This is a genomic window from Bradyrhizobium sp. WSM4873 (genome assembly GCF_055811355.1).
In genome coordinates, this window is sequence record NZ_JBVVPS010000015.1 from 135476 (window position 1) to 156583 (window position 21108).

General features: G+C 64.0%; 18 protein-coding genes and 1 pseudogene. 5 read left to right on the forward strand and 14 right to left on the reverse strand.

Going from position 1 to position 21108, the window contains the following annotated elements; genetic code table 11:
- Positions 1-1052: 1052 nt before the first annotated feature.
- Entirely contained in the window at positions 1053-2636 is a 1584-nt protein-coding gene (locus tag AC0L21_RS20740) for a porin (protein ID WP_473263686.1), read from the reverse strand.
- 506 nt (positions 2637-3142) lie between these two features.
- Between AC0L21_RS20740 and AC0L21_RS20745 the strand changes: the two genes are divergently transcribed.
- Positions 3143-3622, forward strand: coding sequence for a MarR family winged helix-turn-helix transcriptional regulator (locus AC0L21_RS20745; RefSeq protein ID WP_106942150.1), 480 nt, complete (start codon positions 3143-3145; stop codon positions 3620-3622).
- 76 nt (positions 3623-3698) lie between these two features.
- Here AC0L21_RS20745 and AC0L21_RS20750 read toward each other — a convergent pair whose 3' ends face one another.
- Complete coding sequence (locus tag AC0L21_RS20750) at positions 3699-4781, reverse strand: alpha/beta hydrolase family protein (RefSeq protein ID WP_473263687.1); 1083 nt, start codon at positions 4779-4781, stop codon at positions 3699-3701.
- An 851-nt stretch (positions 4782-5632) separates the two neighbouring features.
- On the opposite strand from AC0L21_RS20750, the gene AC0L21_RS20755 reads away from it, so the two are divergent.
- A complete protein-coding gene (locus tag AC0L21_RS20755) occupies positions 5633-6697 on the forward strand; it encodes a ketopantoate reductase family protein (RefSeq protein WP_007595931.1) in 1065 nt (354 codons plus the stop codon).
- Positions 6698-6984: 287 nt separating this feature from the next.
- The gene (locus tag AC0L21_RS20760) at positions 6985-8493 is read left to right on the forward strand and encodes a helicase HerA domain-containing protein (RefSeq protein ID WP_473263689.1); all 1509 of its coding nucleotides are present in this window, start codon (positions 6985-6987) and stop codon (positions 8491-8493) included.
- A gap of 16 nt (positions 8494-8509) precedes the next feature.
- Here the strand turns inward: AC0L21_RS20760 and AC0L21_RS20765 are convergent, their stop codons facing one another.
- The 9 genes from AC0L21_RS20765 to AC0L21_RS20805 form a co-directional block, all read right to left on the reverse strand.
- The gene (locus AC0L21_RS20765; RefSeq protein ID WP_473263730.1) at positions 8510-9541 is read right to left on the reverse strand and encodes a HoxN/HupN/NixA family nickel/cobalt transporter; all 1032 of its coding nucleotides are present in this window, start codon (positions 9539-9541) and stop codon (positions 8510-8512) included.
- A gap of 176 nt (positions 9542-9717) precedes the next feature.
- The gene (locus AC0L21_RS20770; RefSeq protein WP_473263690.1) at positions 9718-10458 is read right to left on the reverse strand and encodes an ABC transporter ATP-binding protein; all 741 of its coding nucleotides are present in this window, start codon (positions 10456-10458) and stop codon (positions 9718-9720) included.
- Positions 10455-11297, reverse strand: a complete 843-nt coding sequence (locus AC0L21_RS20775) for an ABC transporter ATP-binding protein (RefSeq protein WP_473263691.1) — start codon at positions 11295-11297, stop codon at positions 10455-10457. The genes AC0L21_RS20770 and AC0L21_RS20775 overlap by 4 nt, the downstream gene beginning before the upstream one ends.
- Complete coding sequence (locus tag AC0L21_RS20780) at positions 11297-13120, reverse strand: ABC transporter permease (protein WP_473263692.1); 1824 nt, start codon at positions 13118-13120, stop codon at positions 11297-11299. Before AC0L21_RS20780 ends, AC0L21_RS20775 begins: the two co-directional genes overlap by 1 nt.
- A gap of 13 nt (positions 13121-13133) precedes the next feature.
- Positions 13134-14291 (reverse strand): ABC transporter substrate-binding protein, encoded by a 1158-nt coding sequence (locus tag AC0L21_RS20785; protein ID WP_473263693.1) that lies wholly within the window; start codon positions 14289-14291, stop codon positions 13134-13136.
- A gap of 60 nt (positions 14292-14351) precedes the next feature.
- Positions 14352-14936 (reverse strand): alkylhydroperoxidase domain protein, encoded by a 585-nt coding sequence (locus tag AC0L21_RS20790; RefSeq protein ID WP_473263694.1) that lies wholly within the window; start codon positions 14934-14936, stop codon positions 14352-14354.
- Positions 14937-14948: 12 nt separating this feature from the next.
- Positions 14949-15575 carry a CMD domain protein gene (locus tag AC0L21_RS20795; RefSeq protein ID WP_473263695.1) on the reverse strand — a complete coding sequence of 209 codons (627 nt, stop codon included), beginning with the start codon at positions 15573-15575 and terminating at the stop codon, positions 14949-14951.
- 47 nt (positions 15576-15622) lie between these two features.
- Positions 15623-16657, reverse strand: a complete 1035-nt coding sequence (locus AC0L21_RS20800; protein ID WP_473263696.1) for a putative FMN-dependent luciferase-like monooxygenase — start codon at positions 16655-16657, stop codon at positions 15623-15625.
- A 136-nt stretch (positions 16658-16793) separates the two neighbouring features.
- Entirely contained in the window at positions 16794-17588 is a 795-nt protein-coding gene (locus tag AC0L21_RS20805; protein ID WP_473263731.1) for a MetQ/NlpA family ABC transporter substrate-binding protein, read from the reverse strand.
- Between the two features lie 389 nt (positions 17589-17977).
- On the opposite strand from AC0L21_RS20805, the gene AC0L21_RS20810 reads away from it, so the two are divergent.
- A complete protein-coding gene (locus AC0L21_RS20810; protein WP_473263698.1) occupies positions 17978-19765 on the forward strand; it encodes a peptide ABC transporter substrate-binding protein in 1788 nt (595 codons plus the stop codon).
- Between the two features lie 55 nt (positions 19766-19820).
- Here the strand turns inward: AC0L21_RS20810 and AC0L21_RS20815 are convergent, their stop codons facing one another.
- From AC0L21_RS20815 to AC0L21_RS20825, 3 genes are all read right to left on the reverse strand, one after another.
- Positions 19821-20006: a hypothetical protein gene (locus AC0L21_RS20815; RefSeq protein ID WP_473263699.1), complete on the reverse strand. Its 186-nt coding sequence runs from the start codon at positions 20004-20006 to the stop codon at positions 19821-19823.
- A 336-nt stretch (positions 20007-20342) separates the two neighbouring features.
- Positions 20343-20525, reverse strand: coding sequence for a hypothetical protein (locus tag AC0L21_RS20820; RefSeq protein ID WP_473263732.1), 183 nt, complete (start codon positions 20523-20525; stop codon positions 20343-20345).
- Between the two features lie 120 nt (positions 20526-20645).
- Positions 20646-20840 (reverse strand): hypothetical protein, encoded by a 195-nt coding sequence (locus AC0L21_RS20825; RefSeq protein ID WP_473263700.1) that lies wholly within the window; start codon positions 20838-20840, stop codon positions 20646-20648.
- Between the two features lie 71 nt (positions 20841-20911).
- On the opposite strand from AC0L21_RS20825, the pseudogene AC0L21_RS20830 reads away from it, so the two are divergent.
- Positions 20912-21079, forward strand: a pseudogene (locus AC0L21_RS20830) (DUF892 family protein); the annotation flags it as partial.
- Positions 21080-21108 lie beyond the last annotated feature (29 nt).

Here is a 21108-nt window from a genome sequence, read left to right on the forward strand (position 1 = left end):
GGAAGGTTGCGCAGCGTTGGCGAGAACGAAATGTGGCGCACACTCCGTCAAACCGTCATTGCGAGCGAAGCGACTTGTCCGCCGAAGCTTTGGCGAAGTCGGAAGCAATCCAGATTCCCTCCGCGGCGGCAGACTGGATTGCTTCGCTGCGCTCGCAATGACAGAGCATGAGGTGGTAGCGCCAATGTTCCAGCTCGCATTTCGAATTGCAGACACAGCTTCGCAGCCTCGCGGCGCGTTTCGCCCGAGCTTTGCTTGGTCACTCCACCCTCAATGCCAAGAGGGCGCAGGGAAGGCCGGGTGCCGGCTCGCACCCGCGGTCCGCTGCGCGAAAAGCACACGCAGGAAAACCGCACAGCAGCATACAGGTGTAGCCAATCACTCGGCCTTCCCTGCGCGATGGTTGGACGGCTTATGCCGTGATCTCCCGGGAGCCGAGTTCCTGCTGGCCTCCCTCGTCCCAACGAAATTCACCGACACCGCGCCGGTTGACGCAGATGCCGCATTCGCCGGGGCTTGACCGTAGCAACGACGGCCAGGACCACACGGTTTTGCCGTACGCACGGCCCGCCATTTCGCCGCAGTTTTCCCAGCCCTGTCGACGGAGCCAGAAACTTACAGACGAGACGAAGCCTGACAGCGCCGCTCATCGGAACGCAGCCTTGGGCTCACGGAGAGCAATCCGCCCTGCCCTTGGCCACTCGCACCCGAACGCTGCCGCGTCCACCGCAAGCCCGGCTCGCGAACATGACGACCACAAGATCGCCCCTCGAGGATGAGCCGGGATGGGCGACACATACGCCAATTCCGAATTTCGGTAAAGCGGAATATATTTGCATGAGCGGATTGACAGAGGCGACACAGAGGAGGTCCGGTAGCCCGGATGGAGCGCAAGCGTAATCCGGGAAGGTGCCCGAGGCAGCGCGAGCAGCCCCGGATCATACTTGCTCCATCCGGGCGCCGGGGCTTCGCCGCCTGACATCATCTGCCTTGCGCAAAAAAAACACCCGGCGGTTTCCCGCCGGGTGTTCGTTCATGCGTTTCGACAGATCTTACCAGTTGCGCTGAGCGCGGAGGATCATGGCGATCGAGTCCTGGTCCTTCAGTTCGTAAACCGCGGCGGGCTTGGCGGTCACGACGTTCGGGACGAGGCCAACCGTTCCAGAATACTTCTGGTCGAGATGGGTCCAGGACACGTCCGCCGAGAAAGTCAGGTTCTTGACCGGGGTCCACCGGGTGACGACACCCAGCTGGCCGATCGCGAAGTCCGGGTTGCAACCCGTCACACCCGCCAGGCCGCCGAACACACCGCCGCCGCCGCCAGCACCGCAGAGAGTGGTCTTGGCCAGCGTGCCGAACTGGGCCTGAGCGTAGGCACCGTACAGCGAGGAGTTCCAGTATGGATCCCAGTTGTGGGTGTAAGCGCCGCGGAAGCCCCAGGTCTTGACGGTTTCCTGCGAACTGCCGGTCACGAACACCGTATCGGGAGCGCTGGCGAAGCCGATGCTGCCGTAAGAGCCAGCAATGCCCGAATTGCCGTACAGCGCGTAGCTGCTGCCCGACAGATTCTGGAAGTTGTAGCGGGTCGCACCGTCGGTGTAGACGCCCTGAATGTTGATCGTGTCACCCGCGCCGGTCGGGATGTTCTTGATCGACAGAGCGAGCTGAACCGCCCAACCCCATTTGTCGTCGGGGTGGCCGGTCGTCTCGGTCGCGCCGTAATAACCGACGTGGTTGTCATGCGCGGCCACCGACGCCTGGAACAGGCCCCAGGCTTGGTCGACACGAACCTGACCGACGAGGTTCGGCGAACGAGTGCCGCCGATCGCGTTGGTGCCGTACGAGCCGCCGATCATGCCGCCCGCGGTCGCGCCCGTCATGTTGACGTTGCCGGCCTGATAGTAGGCCGAGACGTCTTCAGCCGAGAACGACGCCGTGATGCCCTGACCGAAGTCGGCGGTGTAGGTGAACTGGTTGACACCAGTGACCGTGCCGCTGCCGCCGACGAGGTTGTCGGTGAGATTGCCCGGATAGTTGGTCCAGGGCGCGTCGAACTGCGACACGGCCTTACCCATGGTGAAGCCGGCGAACTGGATGAAGGCATAGTACACGCCGAGCGCACCACCCGAGGTGTTGCCGTCGGTACCGTTGACGTTGCCGCTACCGTTCGAACCGACGAGGGCGGTGCCCGCAGCGTTCAGACCGAGCGTACCGCTGTATTGAGTGCCACCCGTTGCCGAACCAGTCGGGGTGTAGTTGCCGCTCGTCCAGGTGAAGACACCGTCGAAGAAGGTGCGGACCACGCCGTACTCGGTCGCGGTGCGGGTGTCGATGTTCAGGTCTTCACGAGCGCGGAAGGTGTAGTAGTTCATCAGACGGTTGCGCGCACCGGCAGTACCGCCCTGGTTCGGATTGAAATCCGAGTTGGTGTTGAAGTTCGCGTCAGCGCGCACGTAGCCGCCGAGCTTGATGCAGGTATCGGTGCCCGGGATGTAGTAGAAGCCGGCGCCGTACAGCGAGCAGATCTTCACGTATTCGACCGCCTTGGCCTTGACGGGAAGATCGGCAGCGAACGCCCCGGAGGCGGCCATCAGGCCGGCAGCCGAGCCGAGAAAGAGTGTCTTCGTCAACTTCATTAGTAAACCTCCAGGTCGGTTCAGTGGGCTCGGGGTCCTCGGTGGACGCCGCTTTACCCTCTCAATTTCGATCAATTCAGATCCGCACGAGGGTCCGGACTGAAACGACAGTGAGGTGCCCCCCCTCCGTCGTGGCTTCACATATAGTTTATAAAAACAACTGCCTCAATTTATTGATTTGATGAATCGACAGTTCGGGCCGCGATGTGTCTTGAGAGCAACAGCGGCGATATCTCCTGGGAAAAACCATGCAGAAAAACGAGTAAAGCCCTCGGGGGGCATCCCGAGGGCTTCTTGGAGGTCTCGCATCGCTGTCCATCGCGTGGGTCAAGAGCAGCGAAATAGAGTGGGATAGTCGATAATAAAATTAATTGTTCTTTGCAAGCAATAATTGAGCCTACGATTCCTTCCCTGCGGTATCTCTCTTTGGATCGGCGCGCGATTTTCGAGACGCTTCCAAGATATCCCACTAAAGATAGGCAAGGGATAAACGGGGAGGGAGCCACATGATCGAGAAGAAACTCGACAGGGCGATTACGGACTTCATCTGGAACGTCGTCGAAATTCATTCCCAGCTGGAAGACATCCACACCAGCTGGGCAGGACTGCTGGGCATTACCGAGCCGCAGTGGCTGATCCTGATGGCCATCACGGAACTGGACGAGGGGCGAGGTGTCGCCGGAATCGACATCGCAAACAAGCTGCGGGTCCACCCGGCCTTCGTGACCAACCAGACCAAGGCCCTCGAAAAGGGCGGTTTCCTGTCGCGACGGCCGGCAGCAGACGACGCACGCTACGTCCTGATGTCGCTGACAGCGAAAGCAACGACGGAAATCGAAAAACTGTCGAAGAGAAAGCTCGCCTTGAACTCGACCATGTTCAACGAGCTCGACGAGAAAACCTTAGCCGATCTGAATGCCGCGCTCGCAACGATTGCCAAGAATGCCCGGCTGGCCGCACGGTTGCTGGCCATCGACGCGTCCTGACCCACTGACGTCGGGCGCGGAGCGTGGGCCTCGATTCATCCTCAATCTCTTCTTGCCTTCGCAATCTTTTGGCACCCTAGAGGTAGGTCACAGAATCCAGCTGACGGGCAATTCCAAGTTTGCTGTCGAGCCATTCGAAAATGAAATCGTCCACCGCGATGAAATTCTCGACCTCGCCCAAAGGGTGAGGAATGCAGTTCGGCACGACGGTCGCGCAATCGGCTCCGGCCTGCCGATAATCGGCTTGCAGCTCGAGAGCATCCTCCTCCCAAACCATTGAGCGGCTCCCGACGACCATCAGAAGCGGGCAAGGTATCCGACGCGACGGCAGCAACGAACCTGTCGAGGTCCCGGCACGGACCGCCTGCTCGACGCCGATCATCCAGCGCAGCGATGCCCGGCGCATGACCGGCGTCGCAATGCCGCCGTCGCACACGGCGGCAGCCATCCTGCGATCCAGGAGGGCAAGACGGGATGCGTGACTGGCGGCCGCCCCCTCGCCGTAGACCGCGATCTGCTGCGAATCGACGTCCGGACGAGCTTCCAGGTAATCCAGCCAGCATTGCAGAATATGCGCCGGCTTGAAGGGGCTGCGACCGGATGAATTGCCGGTATCAACGAGCAGGAGTGACATGTTCCGTCGCCCTGAGGCCGGCAACAGCCTGCTCATCATCGAGCCCACGGTGATGTCCTCGTCGCTGACACAAAGAACCGCGGGTGCGAAAGACCGATCGGGGAACGCCGGCAGAAAATAGCCCGCAAGCGAGCCTTGATCAAAGCAGTCGATCTCCACGCGCTCGATCGCCGAACCGGCGTCCGCCTCGAAGCCCCTCAGGCTGAGTCCGACCTTGTCTACGAGGTCGGTACTCCCGGGATCTCCGGGCCAAGACAGGTTCCTCGCGACTTCAAGAGCCGTCAGCGAGCACAGCCACGCTTCCCGCGCGGTCTGAGCCGAACCGGTTACGCGCGTCGATTCGGCGAATATCCGGTACTCGCCTGAGATCCTCAACCAGTCCGAAATCCACCGATGCCTGTGCGCCTCGCGCACGAGTTCCGCGACCGACAAGCTTTCGAAAAAATCGGACGCGCGTTTCCGCAAGCACGCCAAGCTTCGACCGGCGCCGTCGCACGCGCCGTGAGGCCAATGATCATGTTCCATGTCAGTCCCCGAACGGCGCGGCGGCGGTTGCTTGGACCAGGCGCAGCGCTGTCAGCGCAACGCCCTGCATGTCTGCTCGAGGCGATGTCACGCGTGCGTGATCGCGCTTGCGTCTGCCGTCCCGATGATCGTTCCGCTTTCCCTTCGCGGGCGGGGGCACTGGACCAGACGGACTACACTCCGAACGAGCCGGTCGCAAAGCCAGTGTCACGCCGACTCCAACTCAATCGTCACGTCTCAGCTCCGTTGCTGACACACAGTTTAGGCCCCGCACCACTCTGCCATTTTTTGCTGTCTCGCGTTTGCAGTTTTTTGTTGCGATGGACGACTAAAATTGGAGCTCATTTGACGAGGGAGAAGGCATCGCCTGTATCGGCTTCCATCATGAATTTCTCATGACGCCGATCCCGCGTGCCACCAATCACACCGGCGATGAAAGATGCTACGGGTTGCCGCCTGATCGATGCCGACGGCCTTCGCCAAGGGACTTTCCGGCTCTCAGCGCCGTAGGAAAACCGGTGCGACAAAATCCTCGAAGTCGCTCATGCGCACCCGGCGCGCGAGACGTGACGAGGTATGATAGTGAGCCCGGGCGAACGGGACGTGCAACATTTTCTACTTCGGTAAGCCAGTTATTTGAGCAACTCAAGGACCTGCAGAGCCCGTCGCCGGTGAAGCGTCGTCGCGCTTTCGGCGCCAAGCAACACGCCGGGCCACCTGCTGAGCCCTCCGCGGCCTTGTATCCATTATCCCAGTTGCCATCGCCTGGCACTTTGCCTTACATGCCCGCCAAACTCGCCTGCGGATGACGGCCGGGGCTCAAAAATCACAAATTGTCAAAGGGACGAGACATGGCACGTAACATCCTGATTCTCGGGGCTTCCTACGGCTCCCTGCTGGGCACGAAGCTGCTGATGGCGGGGCACAACGTGACCTTGGTATGCCGCGCCAAGACCGCGGAGCTGATCAACCGCGAGGGTACCGAGGTGCGCATCAAGTTGCGTGACGAGGCGGTTCACCGCGCCATCTTCTCGCGCGACCTGCCGGGCAAGCTCGACGCCGTGACGCCGGCCAATGTGGACTTGTCCCGTTACGACATGGTCGGCCTTGCGATGCAGGAGCCGCAATACACCAACCACACGGTGCGCGTTCTCATGGTCAGGATCGCGGCGGCGAAGCTGCCGTGCCTGTCGATCATGAACATGCCACCGCTGCCCTATCTGAAGCGGATCCCCTCGCTCGCAGACATGGATCTCGAGGAGGCCTACACCAATGCGCAGGTGTGGGAGCGCTTCGAGCCGGGGTTGGTGACCCTGTGCTCGCCCGACCCGCAAGCGTTCCGTCCGCCGGAAGAGGCTGCGAACGTGCTTCACGTCGGTCTGCCCACGAATTTCAAGGCATCCGTGTTCGCCGACGAGAAGCACAACAAGGTGCTGCGCGAGCTCGAAGCCGACATCGACGCGGTGACCCTCGATGGTCACGACGTGCCGGTGAAGCTGAAGGTGTTCGATTCTCTGTTCGTGCCGCTGGCGAAATGGTCGATGCTGCTGACCGGCAACTACCGCTGCATCACGCCGCACGAGCCGCAGTCGATCCGCGATGCCGTGCACGGTGATCTCGCGCGCTCACAGACGATCTACGAGCATGTCGACGCCATCGCCCGGCGTCTCGGCGCCGATCCGCAGGACCAGGTGCCGTTCGCGAAATACGCCAAGGCTGCCGAGAGCCTGCTCAAGCCGTCGTCGGCCGCACGCGCGGTGGCCGGCGGCGCGCCCTTCATCGAGCGCGTCGATCTCTTGGTGAAGCTGATCTCGCATCAGCTCGGCGCGCCCAATGCAGAGATCGACCGCACGGTCGAGACCGTGGACCTGAAGCTCAACGAGAAGATCGTGCAGGGCGGATCTGGCGCGCTGTAGCGCCGCGATCCCCTGGCCGGACTTCGCGGACCGCTCATTGACGGGGCGCATGCCCGGCGCGCGGCGCAATGGCGGTTTCGCACATCAACGGGTCAGGCTGGAACTCGGCTCGAGCGATACCCGAGGACGACGATCCGCAAGCCCTCTATCGGCCCGCACTTCTACGGCAATCGAATCACGCCTGAACTGCGTCGTGGGCAACGGACCATGATTCTCGCCGTGGCGCTCGACGCGCCCCGGCCGGGTTGATAAGCCCCTGTCCGCGAATGATGGGACTTGAGTCGGGCATGACGGTTGCGATCGAGATGGGGCAGACCACGGCGGGCGCCGCGGCGGCCATGGACCTCGAGGAACTGCTGGCGACCCGCCTTTTGGTGCAGGGCAATTCGGGCTCCGGCAAATCACATCTGCTGCGGCGGCTGCTGGAGCAGAGCGCGCCCTGGGTGCAGCAGGCCATCATCGATCCCGAAGGCGATTTCGTCTCGCTTGCGGAGCATTTCGGCCATCTCGTGATCGAGGCCGAGGATCACACGGAGCGCGGCCTTCAGGTGGCCGGCGAGCGCGCACGGCTGCATCGGGTCTCCACCGTGCTCAATCTCGAAGGGCTCGACGCCGAGAACCAGATGCGCCGCGCCGCGGCGTTCCTCGGCGGGCTGTTCGACGTGGACCGCGACCATTGGTACCCGATGCTGGTGGTCGTCGACGAGGCGCAGCTGTTTGCGCCTGCGGTCGCGGGCGAAGTCTCTGACGAAGCGCGAAAATTGTCTCTGGGCGCGATGACCAATCTGATGTGCCGCGGCCGCAAGCGCGGGCTTGCCGGGATCATCGCGACCCAGCGGCTGGCAAAGCTCGCCAAGAACGTCGCGGCCGAAGCGTCCAACTTCCTGATGGGCCGCACCTTCCTCGACATCGACATGGCGCGCGCCGCCGACCTGCTCGGCATGGAGCGGCGGCAGGCCGAATCGTTTCGCGATCTCGAACGCGGACAATTCATGGCGCTCGGCCCCGCACTGTCGCGACGCCCCCTGCGTTTGAATATCGGCGCGACCGAAACCCAGCCGCGCAATTCCACGCCGCGGCTGATGCCGATGCCTGAAGCCGCACTCGAAAATATGCGCGCCGTGATCCTGGCCGCGCCGCCGCCCGATGCCAGCCGGCCGCAGCGCCGGCCCGCGCCGGATCTGCTCGAGCAACTCCGCGCCGCCAAGGCTGCGGCGCCGGAGATCGGCCCCGAAACGATCGAGGTCCCGACAAGTGCCGAAGAGCTCGCCGAGCGGCGCGAGCGCGTGGATCGGACCCTTCGTGCCGTGCTCGCCGCGCCCGATGCCGGTTTCCGCGCGGTCGGCGTGCTGTACCAGGAGTTCGTGGTTCGCTGCCGCATCGAGGGGCTCGGCTCGGCGGTGCCCGACCTCACCGAATTCCGCCGTATGCTGACGCGGGCGCGCGCCGGGCTCGGCGCCGAGCATGCCGAGGACGACGCCTGGCAGGATGTGTCGCTCCGCGCCTCGATCCTTCCCGACGACATGCAGGGCGTGTTCATGATGATCGCGCGCGCGGCGAAAGAAGGCTGGCCGTGTCCTGGCGACGCCGCGATCGCCCGCGCCTACGGCTCGCATTCGCTGCGCCGGGCGCAGCGCCTGCTCGGCTACATGGAAGAGCAGGGCCTGATCGTCTGCCAGCTCGACGGCGCCGGCCGCCGGATCGTGACGCTGGTGGAACTGGCCTGGGCCACCGCGCCGGGCGATCCCAACGCCGACGATCTGCCGGCGGACCAGGTCGCGAGCGCGTCAGCCTGAGCCAGCGGATTGTCGATCAGGCCGCTTCGGTGGCATCGGCGCCAATAAGCGCATCCGCCGCGCGCCGCCGCTCAACTGCAAACATGCGCCGATAGAGCACGACCGAAACGAGCCAGGCGACCGCGAACAGCGCGACCACGGCAAAGCCGACATTGGCGAGCGAGTCGTTGAGCGCGTCGACCAATGCCCACACGCCGCCGGACGGGCCGAGCCGGTCCGCGATCAGCCCGAGCGCCTCGATTCCGCCGATCAACAGCGCCACCGCCACGGAAGCCCCTGTGATCGTGAGATTGTACCAGAGCTTTCGCAGCGGATCGACGAAGGCCCAGCGATAGGCGCTCACCATCAGCGCGGAATCGGCGGTGTCGACCAGCGCCATGCCCGTTGCGAACAGCGCGGGAAAGACCAGGACATCGGCAAACGAAGCACCGCGCGCGGCTTCGCCGGCGGAGATGCTGAGCAGGCCGATCTCGGTTGCGGTGTCGAAGCCGAGCCCGAACAGGAAGCCGAGCGGATACATGTGCCAGGGCTTTGTCACCAGGCGGAACGTCGGGCCGAGCAGCCGCGCCAGGAGGCCGCGATTGGCAAGCTGGGCATCGAGGCCCTCCGCGTCGTGAATCCCCTGCTCCCGTACCGCGCGGAACGTCCGCCACAGGCCGGCGAAGATGACGAGATTGATGGCCGCAATCACCAGCAGAAATAGCGCCGAGACCGAGGTGCCGATGAAGCCGCCAATCTCCTTGAGCAGGCTGTCGCCACCGAGCCTCACGACGCCGAGCGCGAGCAGCATGGTCGCGACCACGACGATCGTGGAATGGCCGAGCGCGAAATAGAGACCGACGCTACGCGGCGTGCCGCCTGCCTGCATCTGCTTGCGCACGACATTGTCGATGGCCGCGATGTGGTCGGCATCGACGGCGTGGCGCAGGCCAAACACCCAGGCGAGCAGCGCGGTCGCCATCACCGTCGGCCGGTCACCGAACGCCACGAAGGCCCAGGCCCAGGCCCCGATGTTGGCCGCGATCAACCCGCCGAACAGCAGCACCATTCCGGGCTCGACCGCCCGCAAAGATAATTTCGTCACGACAATCATTCTGTCCACTGCACGCCCATCGCACGAGCGGTATGATCTTTTCATAAGGTGGTCATACTGACCAGCCCCGGATCGCTGCGCGACGATCGTGTATGCGGATCTGCGGGAGGGAGGAGACGACAGCGGACCCCTTACGCCGCCTCGGAGCCGCCGAGATAGGCATCGCGGATGCGGGGATCGTCCTTCAGCGCGCGGGCGGAGCCGGAGAGAACGATCTTGCCGGTCTGCAGCACATAGGCCTCGTGCGCGATCTCGAGCGCGAGGCTGGCGTTCTGCTCGACCATGAAGACCGAGACGCCCTCCTGGTTGATGGTGCGGATCAGCTCCAGCACGCGGTCGACATAGAGCGGCGACAGGCCCATGGTGGGCTCGTCCATCACGATCATCCTGGGACGGCTCATCAGCGCACGCGCCATCGCGACCATCTGCTGCTCGCCGCCGGAGAGCGAGCCGGCGCGCTGCGACAGCCGCTGGCCGAGCTTCGGGAACAGCGTGAGCATCTTGTCGAGATCCTGCGCGATCGCCTCTCGGTCGTCGCGCACGAACGCACCCATCAGGATGTTCTCGCGCACGCTCATGTCCGCGAACAGACGCCGCGCCTCCGGCACCGAGGCGATGCCGCGGCGGACGATCTGCGGCGTGGTCAACCCGAGCAGCGAGGCACCGTCGAAAGTCACCTCGCCCGAGCGCGGCTTCACCAGACCCAAAATGATCTTCATCGTCGTCGATTTACCGCTGGCGTTGCCGCCGAGCAGGCAGACGATATGGCCGCGCGGAACTGATATCGACAGGTCGAAATGCACCTGGGCCTGGCCGTAGAAGGTATTGACGTCGGTCAGCGCGAGCAGCGCATCGGGAGGCGGGTTCGTCATGCCGCGCTCTCCTGCTTCGTCGTCAGGCCGTGGCCGAGATAGGCCTCGATCACCTTGGGATCGCCGCGCACCCGGTCACCCGGCCCTTCCGCGATTTTCTTGCCTTCATCCATGACGATGACACGGTCGGAGAGGCGCATCACCATTTCGAGCTTGTGCTCGATCAGCAAGATCGTCAGCCCTTCGGCTTTCAGCTCGGAGACGAGCCCCTGCATTTCCGTGGTTTCGGTGGGGTTCATACCGGCGGTCGGCTCGTCCAGCAGCAGCAGGCGCGGCCTCAAGGCGAGCGCACGCGCGATCTCGACGCGGCGGCGATTGGCGTAAGAGAGGCTGTAGGCCGGCTGGTCGATGCGCGGCAGCAGCCGCTCGCCGAAGCGCGCGAGAATGACCTTCACTTCCTCGCGCAAGCGCTCCTCCTCGGCCTTGACGCTGGCGGGGCGCAGCAACGCCAGACCCAGTTCCAGCAGCGGACCAATCACCGGCACCGCCGGCTTGACCGCACGCAGCCGCGTATGGGCACCGATCAAGACGTTGTCCATGACGCTGAGATTGCCAAACACGCGACCGAGCTGGAACGTCCGCGCGATGCCTTCGGCGGCGAGCCGTTCCGGCGAGAGACCCGTGATGTCCTGACTTTCGAAGCGAACCGTCCCGGCGTCCGGCAGGTCAAGCCCGGTCACGAGATTGAACAGCGTCGTCTTGCCGGCCCCGTTCGGGCCGATGATGCTGATCAGTTCGCCTTTGGCGAGATCGAGATCGATGGCGTCGACGGCGGTGAGACCGCCGAAGCGGCGCGTCAGCCCGCGCAGGGACAGCATCGCCGTGTGTGCGTCCATCATCACATCGTCCCCAACAGGCCCTGCGGCCTGAACCGCACGAGCAGCAGCAGCACGATGCCGTAGATCAGGATGCGATACTCCGCCGCGATCCGGAACACTTCCGGCAGCCCGACCAGCGCCACCGCACCGAGAATCGCGCCGACGACATTGCCGAGTCCGCCGAGGATCACGACGGTCAGCGCCAGGATGGATTGCTGCGTGTTGAAGGTCTCGTGGTTGATGTAGGAATAGAGATGCGCGGCGATGCCACCGCTGATGCCGGCGGCAAAGCCACCGAAGATGAAGGCCAGCGATTTGTAGCGGTTCAGGCTGAGCCCATAGGCGCGCGCGGCGATGTCGTCGTCGCGGATGGCGCGAAAGCTGCGGCCGAGATGCGAGCCGAGCAGGCGTCCCTGCAGCAGCGCCAGCATGACCATCACGATGAAGCTGAACCAGTAGATCGAAATCGGGCTGACCAGCTCATAGCCAAACAGCGACAGCGGCGGGATGCCGGAGATGCCGATCGGCCCGCGCGTGACGCTCTCCCAGTTCAGGATCACCAGCGAGACGATCTCGCCGATCGCGAGCGTTGCGATCGAGACGTAGTGCCCGCGCAGCCGGAACGACGGCGAGATCAACGCAGTGCCGAGCGCAGCACTCATCAAGCCGCCACCGATGATGGCAAGGCCGACCGGGATGCCGAACGTGAGCGACAGCAGCGCGGAGGTGTAGGCGCCGATCGCGAGCAGCGCGGCGTGCCCGAGCGAGACCTGGCCGATGGTGCCTGCAACAAGGGTGAGGCTCAGCGCGAGCATGCCGAGCAGCCAGGCGTTGATCAGCGTCTGGAGCACGTAGAAGGACACCGGCAACAGCGGCAGGATCGCGAAGACGGCGGTCGCGATCAGCAGCGCCCAGCGCGGAATGCGCACCGGGCGGCTCGGCGCAATGAACGTGCCGGTGAGCGGCTCGGGCGGCGCCTGCCGCGCGCTGGCGAACAGGCCGTTCGGGCGCAGCACGAGCACCACGACCAGCAGCAGGAACGCGAACAGATTGCGGTAGCTGGTCCCGAACACAGCAACACCGTAGCTCTCGACCAGTCCGAGCAGCAGGCTGCCGATCACCGCACCCGGCACGTTGCCGGCGCCGCCGACGACTTCGGCAACGACGCCCTTGAGCGTCGCCTGCAGGCTCATCGCGGTGTCGATCTGGTTGTAGTACATGCCGACCAGCAGGCCGGAAACGCCGCCGAGCGCTGCCGCAATGCCGAACACGGCCTGATTGACGCGATTGACGTCGACGCCCATCTGCATCGCGGCGTCGCGGTCCTGCGCGGTGGCACGCACGGCCCAGCCGAGCTTGCTGTAGCGCAGGAACACGAACAGCAGCAACGCACTGGTGAGGCCGACACCGGCGATGAGCAGATCGAGCGGCCCGATGGTGCCGCCGCCGATCTGGAAGCGGACATCCGGCAACTGGCTCGGCAGCGCGCGCGGATTGGGCGAGAAAGTCAGCATCACGAGCTGATCGAGCACGAAGCTGATGCCGATCGTCGCCAGCAGCGGCGCGATGCGCACCGAGTTCTGCAGCGGACGCAGGCCGAACCGTTCGATGATCAAGCCGACCAGCGCCGCCGCCACCGCGACCACGATGATGGTGAGCGGGAGCGGCGTATGCAGCTGCACCACCGCGACCCAGCCGATATAGGCGCCGACGAGGTAGATCGAGCCTTGCGCAAAGTTGATCAGCCGGCTGACGCCGAAGATCAGCGCGAGCCCGACCGCAACGAGGGCGTAGACGTTTCCGACGATCAGCCCGTTGATCGTGTAGTCGAGCCAGGAAGACACGCAGAAAATCCCCTCAGGTCGGCTTGCCGTCCCAGAGCGCGAACTGGCCCTTGCGCACGACGAGCTCGGCGTTCATGGCGCCCTTGACGCGCCGGCTCTCGACGTCGAACGTCGCTTTGCCGAAGATCACGCTCGATACGTCCTTCACTTTCGTGAAGGCGTCGCGGATCGCACGCCGGTCGGTGCCGCCGATCTTCACCACCGCGGCGGCCGTATTCATCGCGTCATAGGCGTAAGCGTTGAACGCGTCGGGCTCCACCCCGTTGTACTTCTTCTTGAAGCCCGCGATGAATTTCTGCACCTCGGGGCGCGGGTCTTCCGGGAAGTAGCGCGTGCCGACATGGACGTCTTCGACGGCCTCGCCGCCGAGCTCCAAGAATTTCGGCGAGTAGACCGAGCTCGCGGCGCAGATCACCTGCTTCAGCCCGACCTGGCGCGCCTGGCGGGCGATCAGCGCACCGTCGGAATAATAGGAGATCAGGATCAGCCCGTCCGGATTGGCGTCACGGACCCGCACCAGCGTGGAGCGGAAGTCGCGCTCTTCCGCGATGTAGCCCTCGGTGACGGCGATTTCGGCGCCGTTCTCCTTCGCGGCCTTGACGAAATAGTCGCGGCTGGTGCGGCCCCAATCGGTGTTGAGGTGCAGCACGGCGAGCTTCTTCAGGCCGAGACGCCTGACGGCATAGGCCGCCAGCAGCGGCTGCTCGTCAGCCTGGCTGACCGAGGTGCTCCACATGAAGTCGCCGCCCTTGGTGAAATCGGGATGCGAATTGGTGAAGCCGAACTGCACCAGCCCGCCGCGCTGATAGATCGGCGAGGCCGCCATCGAGGCGGGGCTGGAGAAGTCGCCGAGCTCCATGACAATCCTGGGATCGGAGACGAACTTCTGGGCGATCGCCACCGACTGGCGCGGGTCGCTCTGGCTGTCCTCGAAACTATAGGCGAGCTTGCGGCCGTTGATGCCGCCCGCTGCCTGGATCTCGTCGAGCGCGAGATCAAAGCCCTGCTTCCACTGCGTGCCATATTGTGCGTTCGGCCCGGTCAACGGACCGCTGACGCCCAGCAAGATCGGTTCGGACGATTGCGCAAGCGCGGCGCGCGAGAAGGCCGCTCCCGCCATGATAGTGGCAAGCGAGCCCTTGACCAGGGTACGACGATCGATGTTGCTCATGGATGGCTCCATCCTGTCAGGTGTTGAAACAACCAGCAATTTCTATGCCGGTGAGATTGGCTATTTCGAGGGCTCGCCGAGCGACAGCATCAGCCGGTTCGCCCAATTGAAGAACGACGCGCCGTTGATGACGTCGACGATCTCCGCATCGTCGAGACCGGCGCGGCGCAGCTCATCGATATTGTCGGGGCCGAACGCGATCGGCGTCGCAGCCAGCGCCACCGAGGCCTTGACGACCGCATTCCAGCGCTCGCCGAGATCAGCGCCGACGCCGTCGTCGAGCAGCCGCTGCACATCGTCGCGGCGCTTGGAATAAGTGCTGGCGAAACGCGCATGCACGGAGGCGCAGTAGATGCAGCCGTTGTAGCGCGAGGTCGCAGCCGCCGCGAGCTCGCGCTCGGCGCGCGGCAGGCCGTCGGCGACGTTGTAGAAGATGTCCTTGTCGGTCTTGGTGCGGGCCTCCAGCACCTCGGGATCGCGCACCAGCAGGCGGAAATACTCGGACTTGGAACGGGACCGATCGACGAGGCCAGCGAAATGCCGCTCGGTTAGCTCGGCTTCGGGCAGCGGATCGATCCACGACACCCAGCCCAGTTCATCCTGGGTGAAGACGACAGGCGGATCGACATTGTTTACAGCGCTCATGATGCAGCCTCCTTACGCGCCGGCCGCGGCGTTCGCGGTGCGCCCGAGCGAGGCACCGAGCACGCGCAGTCCGGTGACGACGCGCACCTGGAACGACAGGAACGCAACGAGCTGAGAGAACGTGACGATGCCGGTGTTCGACCAGCCGGCGGCCAGCAGGGCCTTCATGTCGGCTGCAGCCGCATCGCGCGGGCGGAACACCAGCAGATGCGCATGTTCGAAAGCCGCAGCGAGCCGGTCCCCGAGATCGGGCCTGCGCTCCGCGCTGACGCGATAGATCAGGCCGGCCTTGTTTTCGACCGACAGGGGGCCAGCCGGAAACGCACCGTAGGGGCCCGAGGTCTCGCCCCGCGCGATTTCGACATCGACCGCTTCGACCAGGCGCGCACCATCGGCGGTCGCAGCTAACTTCGCCCGGTAGAAGCCGGCCGTTGTGGGCTCGCGGTGAAGGCCGATCACGAAGAGCGCGACCGCGGCGCGCTCCACCAGCGAGACATCGCCGGCGTCGATCGGCTCGAACAGCGAGAGATAGCTCTTCTGCGCATTGTCGCGCGCCTGCAGGCGGCGCCCGCGAATGGTATCGAGCGCCGAACCCGGTTCGATCCCGGCGAGCGTGTCGATGATATCCTTCGTAGTCATCATTCAGCCTCTTGCAGCCTCGTGCAACGCGATTCCGTTCATTCCGACTATCCCGCCAGCGCCACGTCGGGCGCCGTCCGCGCCCAGCCGAGCGCCGGCGCGACCTTTTCCGCGACGAGCTCGATCGAGCGCAGGATATGGGGATGCGCGGCATCGACCGAATGCGCCTGGAAGACGAGATCGGTCACCCGCTCCAGCGTGGCGTCGCCGCGGAGCGAAGCGATGACGTCGTCGGCCGCGCCGACATGGGTGTCGAACGCCGCGATCATCTCCTCGAGCGTCTCGCCCGGCTTGGCGTGGCCGCCCTTGAGGAATTGCGGCAGCGCGCGCCGCAGCCCGATATCGGCAAGGCGCATCGCCTCAGCACGGTCGTCGGCGACGAAGATTGTGCGCGAGGCCATAATGCGGGGCTCGCGTCCCGGCGGCAGTGCTTCGAGATAGGCATCGATCACCGGATTCTGAATCTCGGCCAGCGTTGCCTTCGGCGCCTCCTTGATTCGAGGCTGGGTGCGCGACAGCAACAGGCCATCGCCCGCCTTGCCGGCACGCGCCCCGCCCGCCACAGAGAACGTCGCCTGCCAGATCCGGTTGTCCAATTGCGGCCGCTGCGGATAGAGCGTGTCGCCACCGTCGAGCGGCTTGCCCATCAGCGCGGTGCGGACGATTTCCAGATTGCGCGCAAAGATCTCGTTGCGCTGGGCGCTGTCGAGGCCGAAGGCGGCAAAGGCCGAGGGATTGCCGCCGGTGCCGACACCGAGCTCGAAGCGACCGTTGCAGAGCAGATCGAGCACCGCGGCGTCCTCAGCCACGCGTACCGCATTCTCAAGCGGCAAGGTGACGATGCCGGTGCCGAGCCGGATGCGCGAGGTTTGGGCTGCGACGTAACCGAGAAAGGTGAAGGGCGACGGCAGGCCACCCTCGCGCTCGTGGAAATGGTGCTGCGCAATCCACGCGGAATCGAGGCCCGCCTTCTCGGCGCGCACGATCTGCTCGGCCGCGAAGCGATATCGGTCGGCGGGCGGGGCCTCGTCGAGAAGCCGCGTGAAAAACCCCAGGCGTTTCAGGTTTGCTAAGCGTTTCATACGACCCCTGTCGGACGAGGATGGGCCCCGATGATGTCGGTTGCCGCAGCTCCAGACAAGCGGGCATTGCGCAGGGCTAGTACGCAACCCTGCCCGCCGGGATCGCCCTGAGCTGAACTTTGGCTGGGCAGACTGCCTACCAGCTCGGCAGAACCGCGCCCTTGAACTTGGTCAGGACGAACTCCTTGACCTCCGCCGTGTGGTAGCTGCCCACCAGGATCTTGACCCAGGGCTTGTCCTTGTCGGCGGCGCGAACGGCGATCAGGTTGACATAGGGCCCCTTCGGGTCCTCGCGCAGGATCGGGTCCTTGACGGGATCGAGGCCCGCCTGGGTTGCGTAATTGGTGTTGATCGCGGCGGCATCGACATCGTCGAGCGCGCGCGGCGCCTGCGCCGCGTCGACCTCGATGAACTTCAGCTTCTTGGGATTCTCGGTGATATCGAGCACCGTCGGCTTGAAGCCCGTGCTGTCCTTCAGCTTGATCACGCCCTTGTCGCGCAGCAGCAGCAGCACGCGGCCGCCATTGGTCGGATCGTTCGGGATCGAGACCTTGCCGCCTTCGGGGATGTCGGCGAAGGCCTTGTGCTTCTTGGAATAGACACCGATCGGGAAATTCACGGTCAAGCCGACGGCTTCGATCTTGTAGCCACGGTCGGCCTTCTGGTTGTCCAGATAAGGCTGATTCTGGAACGAATTGGCCTGGATCTCGCCAGCATCGAGTGCGGCGTTCGGCACGACGTAATCGGAGAATTCGATGAGCTGGATGTCGAGACCCTGCTTGGCGGCGATCGGCTTCACGGCCTCGAAGATCTGGGCGTGCGGCCCCGGCGTCACGCCGATTTTGATGGTCTCGCCTGAAGCGGCGGCCGACCAGGCGGCGAGCACGGTCGCAAGGATCAGGGGGAGGCGAAACGACATCTTGGTCTCCATGACTTGGCGGAAATGATTGGAACCGTATTCGCTTCTCCGCGGCGCGAAATCAATGAAATGGAAATCCATATTGGTCTCCTGGCGCGGACGACGCTTCTCCGTTCGTCCGCATGTGGGGAACGAATGCGCCTGCGCAAGCGTGAGGCGCATCACGGCAAAACAGCACGGATCGTTGTCCTAGTCCGATGGAGCGAAGCACAATCCGGGGCGCCGCCTGCGCGGCAGGACCTATCCTGGTTTGCGCTCGGCTCCATCCCGGCTTCAAACCTCCGCAAATTCGTCATTTCGCCGCAGGGTTTTCTGACCCTGTCGGCATTGCCGCCTCGCCCTCGATGAAACATGATGGGCCCTGGCCAGTGACGACTTGTCTGTGAAGTGGGGATCATCCGATGAACGAGAACGAAATCCGCAAGTCCATCGCTGAGGTGAAGCAGGGCACGCTGTCGCGACGCTCGTTCATGCAGACGATGGCTGCGATCGGGATCGCAGCGCCGGTCGCGAGCCAGATCCTGGTCTGGAACGACGTGGCGATGGCGGATGCCACGCTGCAATACAAGCCGACCAAGGCCGGCGGCGGCGGCCCGCTCAAGATCCTGCTCTGGCAGGCCCCGACGCTGCTCAATCCGCATTTCGCGCTCGGCACCAAGGACCAGATCGCCTCGCGCGTTTTCTTCGAGCCGCTCGCCGGTTGGGACAAGGAGGGCAACCTCGTCCCCTGCCTCGCGGCCGAAGCCCCGTCAAAGCAGAACGGCGGCCTTTCGCCCGACGGCCTGAGCGTGACCTGGAAACTGAAGCAGGGCGTGAGATGGCACGACGGCAAGCCCTTCACCGCCGATGATGTCGTCTTCACCTGGCAGTACGCCTCGGATCTCGCCACAGCGGCGTACACGACCGGTTCCTACAAGGACATCACGGTCGAGAAGATCGACGACCATACCGTCAAGGTGCTGTTCAAGGCGCCGACGCCGTTCTGGGCCGATCCCTTCGTCGGCTCGGTCGGTCCGATCCTGCCGAAACATCATTTCGGCGACTATGTCGGCGCGAAGTCGCGCGAAGCGCCCGGCAATCTGAAGCCGGTCGGCACCGGTCCCTACAAATTCGTCGAGTTCAAGCCCGGGGACCTGATCCGGGCCGAACGCAATCCCGACTATCACGTCAAGAACCAGCCGCATTTCGACACGCTCGAAATCAAAGGCGGCGGCGATGCAGTGTCCGCGGCGCGCGCCGTGCTGCAGACCGGCGAATATGACTATGCCTGGAACATGCAAGTGGAGGAGGAGGTCCTCAAGCGCATGGAGGCTAGCGGCAAGGGCAAGCTCGACGTCACGCCCTCCGGCAATGTCGAGTTCATCATCCTCAACACGACCGATCCGTGGACTGAGGTGGACGGCGAGCGCTCCAGCCCCAAGACCAAGCATCCGACGCTGTCAGATCCCGCCGTTCGCCGCGCGATGAACCTGCTGATCGACCGCGAGTCGATCCAGAAGTTCATCTACGGGCGCGGCGGCGTCGCCACCGCGAGCTTCGTCAACGCACCCAAGCAGTTCAAGTCGCCAAAGCTGAAATACGAGTTCGACGTCGGCAAGGCCAACAAGGTCCTGGATGAAGCCGGCTGGGCCAAGGGCGCGGACGGCCTCCGCGAGAAGGACGGCAAGAAGCTGAAATTCGTCTTCCAGACCTCGACCAATGCGCCGCGTCAGAAGACGCAGGCCATCATCAAGCAAGCCTGCCAGAAGGCCGGCATCGAGATCGAGATCAAGGCGGTCACGGCATCGGTGTTCTTCTCATCCGACGTCGGCAATCCCGACACCTACTCGAAGTTCTATGCCGACATGGAGATGTACAACACGACGCAGCCGCAGCCCGACCCGGAGCGCTTCCTGAACCAGTGCGTCTCCTGGGAGATTTCCAACAAGGACAACAAATGGCTCGGCCGCAACGTCTCGCGCTGGTCCGATCCCGAGGCCGACAAGGCCTACAAGGCCGCGCAGAACGAGCTCGATCCGGTCAAGCGCGCCGCGCTACTGATCAAGGTCGACGAAACTTTTTGCGAGGCCAACGTGTTCCTGCCGCTTCTATCCCGTAACATCGTCAACGCAGGGGTCAACAACCTCATGGTCGACATGTCGGGCTGGGACGTCACGACCTGGAATCTGGCGAGCTGGTACCGCAGCTGAAGCTTGCAAATTCCATCCTTGCGAGCTCAGTCCTTGCCAGCTCGATCCTTGCAGCTCAATCCCTGCCGCCGAATTGACGGTCGAGGCTTGACGCCGTGTCGGCGCTTCTCAGCCGTTTCATCAGCTCATCCCGCTCCTTGCCGTCGGGCAACGACTCGGCCTTTTCACGGATGGTCCTGGTGAACTCCGCAAGCCGCTCTTGAAGCGTGGTGGTTTGCTGAACGCGACGCCGCCTGTGCACGATCGGGTCTCCATGTCATGGGCACATGCTGTGCCTTCTGGATGGCCAATGATATGAGCGAGCCCAGCCATATCTATATCAAATGATGTAGTTCACGCCATTTGGTGCCGGCGCCCTCTGTTTACATGTGAACAGTCGGCGCTGCTTCAGCAGAGCCGTTCAGGAACGAAAATGCCGGCTGTTACATTGACGCGGCGGAACAGCACGGACGCGCCATGGGCAAGATATTGATCAGCACCGTCGTCGTAAGCCTGGCGCTCATCATTGCCTTCGCGGTCTATGTCATCACTCTGTGAATTGCCGACAGCAGAAGCCGATGATGGTGCGGCTCGGACATCACCCGCGCGCGCAGCAATCGACCAACAGGTCCCAGATCCGCTGCGCCTCGGCCGGCTTGCGGGTTTCGAGCCCCTTCTCCGGGTCGGACTGCGAGTGGCCCGCCACCGATTGCGCTTCGCGCGGCACGATCCATCTCTGGGAGATGGGGTCGTACCATTTTCCGATAATCATTTCAGTCACGCTGATCGACCCACCGATTTGATCCTGGGCGGCGCTACGGCTCGGGCTTCGTCGAATCCCATTCACCGCGCCTCGCCCATTTTACAAATCGGCTTCTTGCCTGATCGTTCCTGCCGCGGCTCAGCCAGGCCGCGCCGGATGAAGCGTACGGGGATGCCGCTCGTGCAACAGCCGCGCGAGTTCTTCCCGCTCCGCAGGCCGTCCCTTCATGGCGGTCTCGAACAGCGCTTCCTGGATGTCGCGGGGCATGTCGCCCCACACGTCCATCGCCGCTCGTCCGAGCAGGCTCGCAAGATGATCCTCACCGTCGCTCATTCGGCTCTCCTGATCTGGTCACGGGAATGGAACAGCTGCGGCTGTGCGGCGTTCCAGTTCCATCATTGTGAAAGGTGTTCGCGAAGCTCGGCAAGGAGCCCAGCGGCCAACATTGTCCCGCCGTCGACGGCATTGTCGAGGAGGCCGATGAGACCGCCGGCGAGATCGACGAAGAGAAAGCCGCCAACACCAAGCTGAACGCGGTGGCGCTTCGCAAGGGCGTCAATGCCAAGGCGTCCCAGCGCCGCTTGATCGAGACGCCGTGGTC

Excerpts from the sequence above, each read along its gene's own strand:
- AC0L21_RS20800 (WP_473263696.1), bottom strand. The coding sequence starts at position 16,657 with ATGAAACGCTTAGCAAACCTGAAACGCCTGGGGTTTTTCACGCGGCTT.
- AC0L21_RS20790 (WP_473263694.1), bottom strand. The coding sequence starts at position 14,936 with ATGAGCGCTGTAAACAATGTCGATCCGCCTGTCGTCTTCACCCAGGAT.
- AC0L21_RS20755 (WP_007595931.1), top strand. The coding sequence starts at position 5,633 with ATGGCACGTAACATCCTGATTCTCGGGGCTTCCTACGGCTCCCTGCTG.
- AC0L21_RS20740 (WP_473263686.1), bottom strand. The coding sequence starts at position 2,636 with ATGAAGTTGACGAAGACACTCTTTCTCGGCTCGGCTGCCGGCCTGATG.
- AC0L21_RS20770 (WP_473263690.1), bottom strand. The coding sequence starts at position 10,458 with ATGACGAACCCGCCTCCCGATGCGCTGCTCGCGCTGACCGACGTCAAT.
- AC0L21_RS20750 (WP_473263687.1), bottom strand. The coding sequence starts at position 4,781 with ATGGAACATGATCATTGGCCTCACGGCGCGTGCGACGGCGCCGGTCGA.
- AC0L21_RS20795 (WP_473263695.1), bottom strand. The coding sequence starts at position 15,575 with ATGACTACGAAGGATATCATCGACACGCTCGCCGGGATCGAACCGGGT.
- AC0L21_RS20775 (WP_473263691.1), bottom strand. The coding sequence starts at position 11,297 with ATGATGGACGCACACACGGCGATGCTGTCCCTGCGCGGGCTGACGCGC.
- AC0L21_RS20765 (WP_473263730.1), bottom strand. The coding sequence starts at position 9,541 with ATGGTGCTGCTGTTCGGCGGGTTGATCGCGGCCAACATCGGGGCCTGG.
- AC0L21_RS20760 (WP_473263689.1), top strand. The coding sequence starts at position 6,985 with ATGACGGTTGCGATCGAGATGGGGCAGACCACGGCGGGCGCCGCGGCG.
- AC0L21_RS20785 (WP_473263693.1), bottom strand. The coding sequence starts at position 14,291 with ATGAGCAACATCGATCGTCGTACCCTGGTCAAGGGCTCGCTTGCCACT.
- AC0L21_RS20745 (WP_106942150.1), top strand. The coding sequence starts at position 3,143 with ATGATCGAGAAGAAACTCGACAGGGCGATTACGGACTTCATCTGGAAC.
- AC0L21_RS20825 (WP_473263700.1), bottom strand. The coding sequence starts at position 20,840 with ATGAGCGACGGTGAGGATCATCTTGCGAGCCTGCTCGGACGAGCGGCG.
- AC0L21_RS20805 (WP_473263731.1), bottom strand. The coding sequence starts at position 17,588 with ATGGAGACCAAGATGTCGTTTCGCCTCCCCCTGATCCTTGCGACCGTG.
- AC0L21_RS20810 (WP_473263698.1), top strand. The coding sequence starts at position 17,978 with ATGAACGAGAACGAAATCCGCAAGTCCATCGCTGAGGTGAAGCAGGGC.